At 70.1% G+C, this 13,388-nt stretch carries 11 protein-coding genes; 8 read left to right on the plus strand and 3 right to left on the minus strand.

Going from position 1 to position 13,388, the window contains the following annotated elements; translation table 11 throughout:
* The first annotated feature begins 5 nt into the window (after positions 1 to 5).
* The 3 genes from ACIBGM_RS35930 to ACIBGM_RS35940 all read left to right on the plus strand — a co-directional run bounded on the left by ACIBGM_RS35930 (position 6) and on the right by ACIBGM_RS35940 (position 3,466).
* Positions 6 to 425 carry a YjbQ family protein gene (locus ACIBGM_RS35930; protein WP_396388085.1) on the plus strand — a complete coding sequence of 140 codons (420 nt, stop codon included), beginning with the start codon at positions 6 to 8 and terminating at the stop codon, positions 423 to 425.
* Positions 426 to 526: 101 nt separating this feature from the next.
* On the plus strand, positions 527 to 733 hold the full coding sequence (locus ACIBGM_RS35935) for a hypothetical protein (protein ID WP_396388086.1): 207 nt from the start codon (positions 527 to 529) through the stop codon (positions 731 to 733).
* Positions 734 to 904: 171 nt separating this feature from the next.
* Entirely contained in the window at positions 905 to 3,466 is a 2,562-nt protein-coding gene (locus ACIBGM_RS35940) for a helix-turn-helix domain-containing protein (protein WP_360538654.1), read from the plus strand.
* A 1,055-nt stretch (positions 3,467 to 4,521) separates the two neighbouring features.
* Here ACIBGM_RS35940 and ACIBGM_RS35945 read toward each other — a convergent pair.
* The gene (locus tag ACIBGM_RS35945) at positions 4,522 to 5,061 is read right to left on the minus strand and encodes a pyridoxamine 5'-phosphate oxidase family protein (protein ID WP_396388087.1); all 540 of its coding nucleotides are present in this window, start codon (positions 5,059 to 5,061) and stop codon (positions 4,522 to 4,524) included.
* Positions 5,062 to 5,175: 114 nt separating this feature from the next.
* On the opposite strand from ACIBGM_RS35945, the gene ACIBGM_RS35950 reads away from it, so the two are divergent.
* The 3 genes from ACIBGM_RS35950 (at position 5,176) to ACIBGM_RS35960 (ending at position 9,531) form a co-directional block, all read left to right on the plus strand.
* Complete coding sequence (locus tag ACIBGM_RS35950) at positions 5,176 to 6,018, plus strand: DegV family protein (protein WP_360532315.1); 843 nt, start codon at positions 5,176 to 5,178, stop codon at positions 6,016 to 6,018.
* 482 nt (positions 6,019 to 6,500) lie between these two features.
* A complete protein-coding gene (locus tag ACIBGM_RS35955; RefSeq protein ID WP_396388088.1) occupies positions 6,501 to 7,037 on the plus strand; it encodes a helix-hairpin-helix domain-containing protein in 537 nt (178 codons plus the stop codon).
* Positions 7,024 to 9,531: a ComEC/Rec2 family competence protein gene (locus ACIBGM_RS35960; protein ID WP_396388089.1), complete on the plus strand. Its 2,508-nt coding sequence runs from the start codon at positions 7,024 to 7,026 to the stop codon at positions 9,529 to 9,531. The genes ACIBGM_RS35955 and ACIBGM_RS35960 overlap by 14 nt, the downstream gene beginning before the upstream one ends.
* Here ACIBGM_RS35960 and ACIBGM_RS35965 read toward each other — a convergent pair.
* On the minus strand, positions 9,523 to 10,098 hold the full coding sequence (locus ACIBGM_RS35965; RefSeq protein WP_396388090.1) for an isochorismatase family protein: 576 nt from the start codon (positions 10,096 to 10,098) through the stop codon (positions 9,523 to 9,525). The genes ACIBGM_RS35960 and ACIBGM_RS35965 overlap by 9 nt on opposite strands.
* A gap of 174 nt (positions 10,099 to 10,272) precedes the next feature.
* Here ACIBGM_RS35965 and ACIBGM_RS35970 point away from each other — a divergent pair, with 174 nt between their 5' ends.
* Both ACIBGM_RS35970 and holA read left to right on the plus strand, forming a co-directional pair.
* Positions 10,273 to 11,760, plus strand: coding sequence for an MFS transporter (locus ACIBGM_RS35970; RefSeq protein WP_360532303.1), 1,488 nt, complete (start codon positions 10,273 to 10,275; stop codon positions 11,758 to 11,760).
* A 181-nt stretch (positions 11,761 to 11,941) separates the two neighbouring features.
* A complete protein-coding gene (gene holA / locus ACIBGM_RS35975; RefSeq protein WP_360532300.1) occupies positions 11,942 to 12,925 on the plus strand; it encodes a DNA polymerase III subunit delta in 984 nt (327 codons plus the stop codon).
* A 137-nt stretch (positions 12,926 to 13,062) separates the two neighbouring features.
* Here holA and rpsT read toward each other — a convergent pair whose 3' ends face one another.
* A complete protein-coding gene (rpsT, locus tag ACIBGM_RS35980) occupies positions 13,063 to 13,323 on the minus strand; it encodes a 30S ribosomal protein S20 (protein WP_360532297.1) in 261 nt (86 codons plus the stop codon).
* Positions 13,324 to 13,388 lie beyond the last annotated feature (65 nt).

Consider the following 13,388-nt stretch of genomic DNA (forward strand, 5'->3'; position numbering starts at 1 on the left):
ACGGGATGCGTTCCGAGCTGATCGATGTCGCGACCGGTGGTAGCGAGGTTGTCTTCGACCTGACGAGCAGGTGCGAGCAGTTCGTCGACCGTGAGGCCCACCAGGCCCAGGGCGACGGACTGCTGCACGTGTTCGTGCCGCACGCGACCGCCGGGATCGCGATCCTGGAGACCGGCGCCGGCAGCGACACCGACCTGCTGGCGGTCCTCGAGGAGCTGCTGCCGCGGGACTTCGGCTGGCGGCACCGGCACGGTACGCCGGGGCACGGTCGCGACCACGTGCTGCCGGCGCTGATCCCGCCGTACGCGACGATCCCGGTGCTCGACGGCCGGATGATGCTCGGCACCTGGCAGTCGATCTGCCTGGTCGACACCAACGTGGACAATCCGCGCCGGCAGGTCCGGCTTTCCTGGCTGCCCGGTTAATGGACCACCCGGTAACAAGCGGTTCCGGAATTCTTGTGACTTATCGTGATGTTGCGGGTTGCGTTACGCATGCGAAACACGATTCCGGTTGAATTGCGGTCATGGCAGCGCTTGACACTCTTCGGGCCCAGTGGGCGGGGCTAGGCACCGAACTCCTGATCCGCGCCACGCGCGGCATCTGTGCCGGCAGCCTGTTGAATGCCGACACCGGCCGCGCCGACACCAGCGCGCGGCTCGCGGACTGGGCCGCAGTGCATTCTCTCTACAGCAGTGAAAATGAATCGGCCTCGGTTCGCGCGACCGCTTGAAACACTTATTTTCTGCGCCCGCAGTGATTTCACCCTGAATCATCTCGTTGCTTTTGACAACGGATTCGTGTGATCCAGGCCGCGTTCCGCACGCCGGGCAGGTCCGCCAAGTTCACTCCCGTCACGCTATGTTGTGTCAGGAACGTGAGGCCTCAAGAGGGGTGACGGGCTGTGGCGGACGCGGAAGGCCGGGCTGACGGCGGGCGGAGTTTCGCCGGTCTGCTGCTCGACTTGAGGGTCCATGCCGGGCTGTCCCAGGAGGAGCTGGCCGAGCGGGCGGGGCTGAGTGTGCGCTCCATCCGCGAGATGGAGGCCGGCCGGGTCGCGCGACCGCGGAAGGAATCCGTCCGGCTGCTCGCGACCGCCCTCGGGCTGGAGGGCGATCACGCCGGCAACTTCGTGGCAGCAGCCGGGCACGGGGCGCCCCGGCCGCCCATCTCGGTGGCCGCTCCGGCCGCGACCGGACTGCGCTGGCGGGGCACCCGACCGATCCCCGACGGCCTCGTCGGCCGCGAGCAGGAGCTCGCTGAGCTCGAGGGCCTGCTGCGGCAGAACCGGCTCGTCACGCTCGTCGGTCCCGGCGGCGTCGGGAAGACGGAGCTCGCGCTTGCCGCGGCCGACCGGTTCTCCGGCGCCGACACGACCGTCGTGGTCGTCGACCTCACGACCGTCCATCGCGATGCCGCCGTACCGTCGGCCATCCTGGACGCCTTCGGCACAGCACCGGGTACGTCGGACCTGGACGACGTACTGTCCGGACGCAAACCGGGTGACCTGGTGATCGTCGAGGACAACGCTGAGCACGTGCTCGACGGGGTGGCGACGGTCGCGAACCGGATGGTGCGCAGCTTCCCGGGGGTCGGCGTACTGGTGACGTCGCGGATCCCGCTCGGGCTGCCGGACGAGGTGGTCCGGCGGGTCGCCGTACTCGACGTGCCGGCCAACGACAAGGACTACGCGGAGATCAAGGCCAGCCCGGCCGTGGAGATGTTCTGCCGGCGGGTGGCGCGAGTACGGCCGGACTTCAGCCTGACCGAGGAGAACGCGCCCACCGTGGCCCGGCTGTGCCGCCGGCTGGACGGTCTGCCGCTCGCTCTGGAGCTGGCGGCCGCTCGGGCGGGCTCGCTGTCGGTGGAGACGATCCTGGCTGCGCTGGACGACCGGTTCCGGCTGCTGTCGGGGCCGAGGCGGTTCGGTGCGCCGCACCAGCGCACGCTGGCCGACACGATCGCGTGGAGCGTGGATGCGCTGTCCGACGCCGCTCGGCAGCTGCTCTACCGGGCCTCCGTGCTCGGGTCCCCGTTCACGCTGGACGCAGTGGCGGGCGTGTGCACGGGCGCTCCGATCGACGCGTTCGACGTACCGATGCTGCTGGCCGAGCTGGTGGAGAAGTCGCTGCTGCAGCCGGTGCACGAGTTCGAGCAGCTGTACGGCGCTCGCTACAAGCTGCTGGAGACGATCCGGGAGCACGCGTACGCCGGTCTGTCGTCGCAGGCGGACGACCTGACCGAGTTTCGGGACCGAGCGGTCGCGTGGTGCTCGACGTACGTCCAAGGGCTCGAGGGCGCCTGGTCGTCGCCGGACCGGGACCGGCGCTACCGGGCGGCCCATGCGAACAGCGCGGTGTTCGAGGTCGCGCTGGAGCGTGCGGCCGAGCTGGGGCAGTGGGACGTCGCCGCGCGGATCGTGCTCGGGTTCCGGATCGCGTGGCAGTACCAGGCGAGTGTGGCTGAGAGCGGCATCCGCTGGGCGACGCTGTGCGCGGAGAACGTCACGGACAACGAGGTCAGCGGCAGGCTGCTGACGATTGCCGGCCGGCTGTCCAGCCTGACTGGTGACGTGCGCGGCGCCCGTCGGTACTACGGACAGGCGCGGCAGCTCATGCCCGGCGAGACAGAGATGGGTCTGCTCGCCCGTAGCGGCTGGGTGTCGTCCGGCTCGTACTTGCTCGACACACAGAGCCTGGCCGAGATCCCCGGTCTGGTCGAGGACGCCCGCAAGCACGGCGACGTGCAGCGGTCCGCGACCGTCCAAGGCACCTGCGCCATCGCCCTCATGCGCTGGGGTCGCCTGACCGAGGCCAAGGAGCTGCTGCTCTCCTGGGAGGCCGAGCTGGTCAACCCGGGTGTCTACCCGGACGAGATCGCCTACATGGCGCTCAGCCGGCTGGAGGTTGAGCTGGGCAACCTGACCGAGGCTCGGCGTCGGGCCTTGCTCGCCCGTGAGGTCCAGGCGTCCGACGATCCCGAGCGCACTAAGGTGGCCGGCTGCCTGGCCATGGTCGAGTACCACGAAGGCCGGTACGACGAGGCACGGGCGCTGCTCGACGAGGCGGCCGCCGACATCCGCGGCCACCGGGGGTACTTCGACTACCTGGTGATGCTCTACCGGTCCCGGCTGGCTCGCGAGGCCGGTGACGTGGAGCAGGCGAGGGTCTGCATCCGGGACGCGGTCAACCGGCTGGTGGCCGAAGGGCGGGTCGTCTACCTGCTCGACGTACTCCCCGAGGCTGTGGCCGTGCTGCACGCGCTGGGGCAGACAGCTGCCGGCGACGTGCTGTGCGGTCAGTTGCTGGCTTGGCAGCGCACGATGGACCCGCCGATGGCGCCGACCGCGTGGGCGGTGCTGCAGGAGTCGTGCGACAGCGCATCGGTCGCCGACGGCTGGCCTGAGCCTGACCCCGCGGCCGCGCTGCAGCGGCTGGCGAACGACGTACTCGCCTCGCTTTCGTGACGCGCATCCGCTGAAGCTGCCGGGTAACTGCCGGTTCTTCTGCCTCGTCCTGACATGCCCGCCGGCCGAAGAATTACAGCCGTAGGACAGGTTCCACGAAGCAGAGACCGAAGCCGGGCAGGCAGGGAATGGGCGGTGAACCGTGACGAGGCCATGGTGCTGCGCTGGACTGCCGAACAGCTTGGGGGAGGCGACGCGGAGGGCATCCGGCGGCCGGACGGTGGGGGCGCCGATCGGCTGTCGAGAGCTCCGGAGTGCTGCGGAGTGCGGATCTGTCCTGCCCGAACCGGGTGCCGTGCACCGTCAGGGCACCACACCCGGGGCGGGGTCCCAGCACTGGACCGTGCACACGACACAGGGGACGAGTGTCGGTCCGGCTGACACCGGGAAGCCGGCGGGTTCGGTCACCCGCCGGCGGGGTCAGCCGCTGGGGCCTCCCGGGATCTCGACGAGCTCGCGGTCAGGCCGGTCCATCGGGGAACCGGCGCGGGGAGTAGCTCGACGAGGACTGAACTCGGCTGACACCGAGGGGGAGTCAGCACAGCACCAAGCGCCGGCCACAGGGGAGCCGGCGGAAGCGGTAGGCGCCGGGTCTCGGGGGAGCCGGCGTGCAGAGGTGAGCGCCGGCCATCGGGGGGCCGGTGTACGGCGTCGGGCACAGGGGAGCCGACGTCGATGAGCATCGGCAAGCCGGCGCTGGGATCCAGCGCCGGCTCGCCGGTGTGAGTGAAGCGGCGTCGAGGCGGTGAGTGGGAGGCCACCGACGAGGCGGCGCTGGTCGGACGCCGGCGAGGCGGCGCGAGTGAGGTGGGCGCCGGCTGGCCGGTGCGAGACAGCAGGGCCAACGGGGCGGCGCGCGGGGTGAGCGCCGACGGCACCCGCAGCGCCGCGAGCGCGGCGGCGGGGAGATATGTGCCGGCGACAGGGGAGCCGGTGAGACGTCGGCTTCGGGGGAGCCGGCGGAGTGAGGCGACGAGCTGACGCACAGGAGGAAGTCAGCACAGCGAGGTGAAGGCCCCGGAGGGGTGGCCTTCACCTCGCTAGCCCGTTGCCGGCTACTTCTTCTTTTTCTTCGCGGTCTTCTCCTCGGCCTCCGCGAGCAGCGCCGCGCTGTCGCCGTACCCGACCATCCAGGACGGCTGGAGCCGGCAGTAGACGATGTCCGGCCCCCAACTCGACGGCGAGCTGCCGTAGAACTTGGTCAGGTGCGCCTCGATCTCGGCGAAGTCCGGGTGCTCCGGGGTCAGGAACTCCACGTCCCCGTGACTGAACACGCCGATCCGCTCGCCGTCGACGTACGAGATGCTCGCCGCCGGCCTCGCCCGCAGGTGCCGCGCCTTCGCCGCCGCACCGGCCGTGCTGAACACCCACCGAGCGTGCAGGAAGTGCCCGTCGACCGCACTGATCCGCGGCTCGCCCCGCGCTGTGACGGTGGCGACGTTGAGCGTGCACATCCCGGTCAGAACCCGCACCAGCGCCTCGGCGTCCAGCTGGCGGGAGCCCGTGATGATGCTGCGCAGATGCTCCGTCGAGCGCTGGTACGCGGCGTCGAGGAGCTCCTGCAGTTCACTGATCTCCGCTGCTGTCTCCTTCATCTTCCGCAGTCTGACACCGCGCGCAGACAAAAGGCGTGTCTCCCGCTCCCACGCCTACTGCGCGGCGGCGTGGGAGCGGGAGACACGCCTTAAACTGTCCGGTAACCTCGCTTCATGTCAGCCCGCGTGCACGTCGTCACCGACTCCACGGCCGGTCTGTCCACGCATGAGGTGCTCCGCCTGCCGCTGACCGTCGTACCGGTGCAGGTCGTCATCGGCGGTACGTCGTACGACGACGGCGCCACGTCCGCCGACGCGGTCGCGGAGGCGCTCAAGACGTTCACGCCGGTGTCGACCAGCCGCCCGGCGCCGCAGACGTTCGCCGACACGTACGCCGCCTGTGCCGCGGCCGGCGCCGAGTCGGTCGTGTCGATTCACCTGTCCGGTGACATGTCGGGCACCGTCGAGGCCGCCATGATCGGCGCGAAGGAGTCGCCGATCCCGGTCCGGGTGATCGACTCCCGATCCATCGCGATGGGCCTCGGGTTCCCGGTCCTGGCGGCCGCCGCAGCCGCCGCCACCGGGGCCGACCAGGCCGCCGTCGAGGGTGCCGCCCGGGTCCGGATGTCCTCGATCTCGGCGTACTTCTACGTCGACACCCTCGAGTACCTCCGCCGCGGCGGCCGCATCGGCGCCGCCCAAGCCCTCCTCGGTACGGCGCTCGCCGTCAAGCCACTGCTGACGATCAGCTCCGGCCGGATTGTTCCCCTCGAAAAGGTCCGCACCTCGAGCCGAGCCATCGCCCGCCTGGCCGACATCGCCGTCCAACGAGCCGGCGACGGCCCGGTCCAAGTCGCCGTCCACCACCTGGCCAACCTCGAGAAGGCCCACACCCTCGCCGACGGCCTCGCCGACCGGCTCCCCAACGCCGACGAAATCGTCCTGCGCGAAGTAGGCGCCGTCATCGGAGCCCACGTCGGCCCCGGCCTCCTCGCGGTCGTCATCGCCCCCCACTGAGCTCACGCCCGGCCCAGCTTCCATCCCTTATCCACAGGTTTGGATTCGGCGTTCCAGGGCGTTCGCAGACTCGTACTTTCTCTGGCGTGAACGTCTTCCGCCGTGCCGCCGCCCCCGACCCGGGTGCGCGCGAGCGTGCGCTGGCTCGTCTTGCCAGCGCACCTCGGCACGGCGCGACCGACAGAGAACTGGAGGAGCGTGATGAGGAGGTGCGAGGTGGATGGATCCCCGAAACCGTCCGGCCGGAGCGACTACGTGATGCCCGCTGGACCCTGTCCCCACGACACGTCGTGGTCCTGGCCACCGTACTGTCCATCGGGCTGGCTTGGGCCGCGTGGTCAGTGTTCCGAGCTCGCCCCGAGACCCTCCCTGACGCCCGCCCACCAACCGCCCTTACCTCTGGCGCGCAGGTCACCCAACCCTGCCCCAGCGGTCAGTCCTGCCCAGCTGGTGCTCAACCCTCAGCCTCCACCGGCCAACCCATGCCCGGCACCCAGTTGTCATCCGGCGTCCAGTCGTCACCCGGCGTCCAGCCCTCGCAAGGTGCCCAGGCATCGTCAGGCGTCCCGGTGCAGGGAGCAGGCGCGGTCGTCGTCCACGTTGCCGGCAAGGTCCGCCGCCCCGGCCTGGTCCGCGCGCCCACCGGCTCCCGCGTCGCCGACGTACTCACCCTCGCCGGCGGCCCACTCCCCGGCGTCGACCTCACCACCCTCAACCTCGCCCGCCCGGTCACCGACGGCGAACAGATCGTCGTCGGCCAGCCCGGCGGAGCCGCTCCCTCGTCCCAGACCCCCGGTACCACCCCCGCCCCGACCGCCCCATCCGGCTCACCCGTCAACCTCAACACCGCCACCCTCGACCAACTCGACACCCTCCCCGGCGTCGGTCCGGTCCTGGCCCAACGCATCCTCGACTACCGAACCCAGAACGGCCCCTTCACCACCATCGACCAACTCCAGGAGGTCCCCGGCGTAGGCCCCAAGAAGTTCGACTCCCTAAAACCCCATGTCCACCTCTAACCACCCCACCAACCAAACCGACGAGCAGTCCGCCGACGAAGGCGACGTGCAGTCCGTCCACGGGGCCGACGGGCTGTCCGGTGTGCCGGGCGACGGGCACTCCACCGACAAGGACGGCGAGCAGGCCGGCGGACAGCGCGAGCGACTGGACGTACGTCTGTTGGCGCCGGCTGCGGCGGGATGGCTGGCGGCGGTTCTGCTGATCCCTTGTCGGCCGTTCGTCGGCCTCCTGACGGCAGCCGTCGCCTTCGCCCTCGCCGCCGCGCTGGCAATCGTCGTGCGCCGCACCACCCGAGCACCCCTCGGTTGGGCAGCGGTCGGTGTCCTGGTCGTGATCGCAGGGATGGGCGCGGCCGCAGCCCTACAAGTCGAGAGCATGCGCGCCGGCCCGGTCACGGGGTTGGCGGCCGACAGCGCAACCGTCGGCGTCAAGCTGAAGATCGACAGCGATCCGTCAGTACGACGAAGTCCCGGCAGCCGACGTCCGCCGTACGTAATAGTGAAGGCAACAATCGAGGAGGTACGTGCAAGAGGAACTGTGACCCGGGTGAGCACCCCAGTGCTCGTGATCGGCTCGGAGCAATGGCGCCAGGTCCGGTACGGCCAACGAGTCGCCACAACTGGCCGGCTCGAGGCGGTTGAGCAGGGATCCGACGTAGCCGCGATGCTCTCGGTCCGCTCGGCTCCACGCTTCGTGAACCAACCGCCGTGGTGGCTGCGTGCGGCCGAGGAAGTCCGCGCCGGCCTCCGCGAGTCCGTCGCCCACCAGCCGGACGACGTGCGCGGTCTCGTGCCCGCACTCGTCATGGGCGACGAGTCCGGCCTGCCCGCCGAGCTGACCGAGGACTTCCAAACCACCGGACTGACCCATCTCTCCGCCGTGTCCGGGACCAACCTGACTCTGCTGCTGGCGTTCGTGCTTCCGATGGCCCGGCTGGTAGGAGTACGCGCTCGCGGCTTGACGGCGGTCGGTCTGATGACGGTCGTCGTGTTCGTGATCCTCGCCCGGCCACAACCCAGCGTCCTCCGTGCGGCCGCGATGGGGCTGATCGCGCTCGCGGCGATGACGAGCGGTGGGTCGAGGCGCCGGGCCGTCCGCAGCCTGTCGGTCGCGGTGATCGCCTTACTGCTCCTGGACACGTCACTCGCCAGGTCGGCCGGGTTCGCGCTGTCCGTGCTCGCCACGGCGGGGATCGTGCTGCTCGGCCCGGGCTGGCGGGACGCCCTCGCCCAGTGGATGCCGACCTGGCTTGCGGACGCGATCTCGTGCCCACTGGCCGCGCAGCTCGCCTGTACGCCGGTCGTCGCCTGGTTGTCCGGCGAGGTCTCGCTGGTTGCCGTAGGCGCCAATCTGCTGGCCGGTCCAGCGGTAGGCCCGGCGACGATCCTCGGGTTCACCGCGGCCGGCGTCGCGCTGGTGAGCACAGAGGCAGCGCAGTTGGTTGGTTGGGCAGCGGGCTGGCCGGCCCGCTGGATCATCCTCATCGCTCGCGAGGGCGCCGACCTCCCCGGGGCCGCCAACGCCTGGCCGGCGACCGCTGTCGGCGTCGCCGTACTGACACTGGTTTGCATCGCCCTCGTGTTCGGCCTGCACCGCATCCTGGTCCGCCCGATCGCGATGGTGATCGCGGTCGTCCTGCTGGCGGTCGTCGTACTGCGTCCCGTCGGTTCAATCGGCTGGCCACCCGACGACTGGCTCTTCGTGATGTGCGACGTGGGGCAAGGAGACGGCCTGGTACTGCGAGCCGGCGACACTGCAGCCGTTGTCGTCGACACCGGTCCCGACCCGGCCGCGATGGATCGGTGTCTGCGCGACCTTGGTGTCGAGTACGTGCCGGTCCTGGTGCTGAGCCATTTCCATGCGGATCACGCCGGCGGGTTGGCCGGCGTACTGAAGGATCGACGGGTCGACGAGATCGAGGTGACGCCGTACTTCTCACCACCCGCCGAGTACAGGCGAGTCGTCGACCTTGCGTCGCACCACGGCGTCAGCCTGCGCACCGTGACCTACCAAGAAAGGCGCGTTGTCGGCGCACTGAGTTGGACCACGCTGTGGCCCGCCCGTGTCCCCGCCCTACCACCACCCGGCACGTCGTCAGCGACCGATACCGACGAAGGATCACCCGAGAACAACGCCAGCATCACCATGATGGTCGAACTGTCCGGCCTCCGGATCCTGCTCACCGGCGACCTCGAACCCGAGTCCCAGCGCGCCATCCTCGCCACCGGAGCCGACCTCCGCGCCGACGTCCTCAAAGTCCCCCACCACGGCTCCGCCCAGCAGGACCCTGCCTTCATAGCCGCCACCAACGCCCGCCTGGCCCTCATCTCGGCCGGCCAAGACAACGACTACGGCCACCCCGCCCCCAGAACCCTCACCCTCCTGTCCCACCAATCCACCAAGACCGCCACCACCCTCACCCAAGGCGCCCTGACGATCACCAACCCCGACAACCTGACTATCACCCCCGGCCACCAACCCCGATCACGCTGACGAGGCAGTGAAAGTGACGGAGCTGGTGGGGACGGTGTTGTGGGCCCGGTCGCCTAGAGCCCAGGCGGCGACTCGGGAGACGACGTGGGCTGGGACGGGGTCGCTGACGCCGGGTACTGCGGGGACGTCGTGGGTGGCGTGGGCGTCGTACGGGAGGACAACGCGGTAGCTGCGCGCGAGGGCAGTGCGGGAGGTCGCCTGTACGCACATCTCCGACATCAGACCGCAGATCGCGACCGACCGTACGCCGGCACCGACGAGCACCTCGCCAAGCGGTGTGCCGTCGAAGCCGTCGTCGCGGGGCTTACGAATCACGCGCTCGCGCGGGCCCTCCTTCACCGGCAGATACAGCTCCCACCCAGGCGTGTCCGGCTCATCGTCCGCCCCGGGCGCCCCGTCGTTCTGCAGATGTACGACGACCGCGCCCGCCTCCCGAGCCCGCTCCAGCAGCTCACTCACCCGTTTGAGCAACCGCTCCGCACCGGGTATGGCGTCCGAACCCGAAACAAACGCGGTCTGCACATCCACCACGACAAGCGCATCCACAGGCGCCACCAAGTCAGTCACCCGCCCATCCTCACCACTCGACCCCCTCGGCTTCCAACTAGTTTCCGGCTGCCCCGGCAGCCGGCCTGGTGCTGGACCGGGTGCGCGGTGGGCTCATCCAGAGCAGGTGAGGTCGCCGACCGGCGACCGCCCCTACCATCTGGATCGAGTCGGCGACTCTGCGGGAGGAACCTGATGAGGGCTCGGGACGGGGCTACTGTTTCGACGGGTGGAGTGCTTGCCGCCACGTGCTTGTCCACGCTCGTCGTGAATGCGAACACCTCCGCGGTCAGCATCCTGCTGCCTGCGATCAGCGAGGACACCGGCATGTCGGTGACGACCTTGCAGTGGGCTGTCACGGGCTACTCGCTGGTCGGCGCGGCGGTGATCATCACTGCGGGGTCGCTCGGCGACGTGTTCGGACGCAAGCGGGTCTTCCAACTCGGTCTGCTGCTGTTCGTCGCGTCCTGTGTCCTGATCGCGTTGTCGACCACCGGCGGCATGGTGATTGCCGGCCGGGCGGTGCAAGGCGCCGCCGGCTCGACGATCCTGGCCTGTGGGCTCAGTCTGCTGTCGGTCGCGAGCAGCGGCGCGGAGCAACTGCGCGCGGTGTCGTTGTGGGGCGCGGCGGCCGCTGTCGGCGCTGCGGCTGGGCCGCTGGTCGGTGGTGTGCTCGTCGACGTCACCGGCTGGCAGGGGCTGTTCTGGATCGACGCCGGTGTCGCCGTGGTGTGCATGGTGCTGACCTACTTCACGGTGGCCGAGTCTCGGGACCCGGACCGGCCGCGGTCGATCGACTTCGGTGGTGCTGTGCTGGTGGCGTTGACCCTCAGCCCTCTGGTTCTTGCCTTGAGCAAGGGTGGCGACTGGGGCTGGGTGTCGTTCGGCACGTTCGCCTGCCTGGTGGTTGCGGTGGGCTCGGGTTTCGGATTCGTCGCGGTCGAGCGCCGGGTCGCCGTACCGCTGCTCGACCTGGCCTTGTTGCGTAACCGGATCCTGGTCGGCTCCACGATCGCGATCCTGATCGGTGCGGGCACCATCAACGGCCTGATGTACCTGCTCAGTCTGTACTTCCAGGACCCGCAGTCCCTCGGGTTCAGCCCGCTCGAAGCCGGCCTCGCCACGCTCCCGGCCACCGTCGGCCTGGTCGCGATCGCACCGCTCGTACCGCGGTTCGCCGCGCGACTGGGCGGCCGGCAGGTCGTCGCCCTGGGCTTCCTGATCACCGCCGCGGGATTTGCCGTGATCGGTTTCACCCAGTCGTCGTGGCAGTACCTGGCCTTCCTGCTGCCGCTGGTCGCGATCGCGGTGGGGATGGGACTGTCGAACGGCCCGGCATCGTCCGCGGCGACCGCGTCGGTGCCAGCCGACGAAGTGGGCGCGGCGTCAGGCGTCTCGAACATGGCACGGTACGTCGGAGCCGCCGTGGCGACCGCACTGGCCGCGACGATCTACAGCACCGTGATTCAGAACCGCACCGAGTCGGGCCACTCGGAGCCGGATGCGCTCGCTGCCGGTCTGGCGACCGCGTCGTGGGTGATGGCGGTGTTCAGCTTCGCCGGGGTGCTGATGGCCGTGGTGATGGGCCGGCACCGTCACGCCAGAGGCACAGTGCACGACGCTGCCGCGTCCGCCGCCGCGGTGAGCCACACCCTGCCGACATCCGCCGCCGCGGAACGCTGACCGGAGGCCGGTCACGAACCTGGCATCAACGGATCCGCCTGCCTCCGGCGACGCAGGGGACCGCCATGCCTCCGGCGATGCAGGGGACCGCCATGCTTCCGGCGATGCCGGGAACAGGGTGCGAGTTTCCGGCAGCAGCCGCGTGGCCTCGGATGTCGGTGGCGTGTGGGAGGGTGGGGGCGTGGCTGCTCGTAGGGGTTCTGCGCCGAAGCTGGGCGATGTTCTGCTGGTGACCGGCGCCGAGGCGTTCTTGGCGGATCGGGCGGTGCGGTCGGCGATCGGGGCGGTGTCGAAGGGCAGCGCCGAGGTCGAGGTGACCGAGGTGGATGCCTCGACGCTGGACGTCGGGGTGTTCGCGGAGCTGACCGGGCCGTCGCTGTTCGCGACCGAGCGGGTGCTCGTGCTGCGGGCGCTGGAGAACCTGCCGTCCGAGATGGCGCCGCACCTGATCGAGTACGCCGGCGCCCCGGCGGACGACGTACTGGTCGTGCTGGTGCACTCCGGCGGGCAGAAGGGCAAGGCCGTCCTCGACAAGTTGCGCAAGGCATCGGTCAACGAGGTGGTCGCGACGGCGCCGAAGACGTGGGAGCTGCCGCAGTTCGTGGCCGGTGAGATCCGGTTGCACGGCGGGACCGTGGACGAGCGGGCGGCGTCGGCGCTGGTCGACGCGGTCGGGCACGATCTGCGGGCGCTGGCCGGGGCATGCTCGCAACTGGTGTCGGACTCGGGCGGCCAGGCGGTCACGACGGAGCTGATCGGTCAGTACTTCGGGGGTCGCGCTGAGGTGACGAGTTTCGCGGTCGCGGACGCGGCGATCGCGGGGCGGACGGAGCCGGCGCTGGAGCAGCTGCGGTGGGCGCTGGACTGCGGGGTCGCGCCGGTGCTCGTCACGAGCGCGATGGCGGGCGGGTTGCGCGGCCTGGCGAAGTACGCGAGCGCGCCGAGCGGGATGCGCGAGGCGGATCTGGCTCGCGAGGTCGGCGTACCGCCGTGGAAGCTCAAGCAGCTGAAGCAGCAGTCGCGGGGGTGGACGCCCGGTGGGCTGGCGACTGCGATCAAGGCCGTGGCGCAGGCCGATGCGGACGTGAAGGGCGCCTCGGGCGACGCCGGGTACGCCCTCGAGCGGATGGTCATCACCGTCAGCCGCTCCCACGGCCGCCGCTAGCAGGACCGCCTCGAGCCGGGGCAGGTGAGACAGACTTGGGCAGACGAAAACCCAGCTGGTCCCGGAGCGGGCAGCTGGGTTCGGGGACGCAAAAACGATCGGCCTGCCCGGGAGGGTGGCCGATCGTTTGGCGTTGCCTAGAGGGAGGCGGCCTTCTTGAAGATGGACGACTTCCGGTTGGCGGCCTGGTTGGCGTGGATCACGCCCTTGCTGGCGGCCTTGTCGAGCAGGCGGCCCGCCACCTTGGCGTGCTCCTGCGCCTTCGCGGCGTCACCGGCGTCGGCGGCCTCACGGAAGCGGCGAACAGCCGTCTTGAGGGTCGACTTCACCGACTTGTTGCGAAGTCGCGCAGCCTCGTTCTGGCGGTTGCGCTTGATCTGGGACTTGATGTTCGCCACTGAGCAGAGCCTCGATCAGGTGTGTGCGGTCAGTACAGGAAAGTGTCGCGCGCACAAGTGATCAC

It is taken from the genome of Kribbella sp. NPDC050470, assembly GCF_044458365.1.
GTDB lineage: Bacteria > Actinomycetota > Actinomycetes > Propionibacteriales > Kribbellaceae > Kribbella.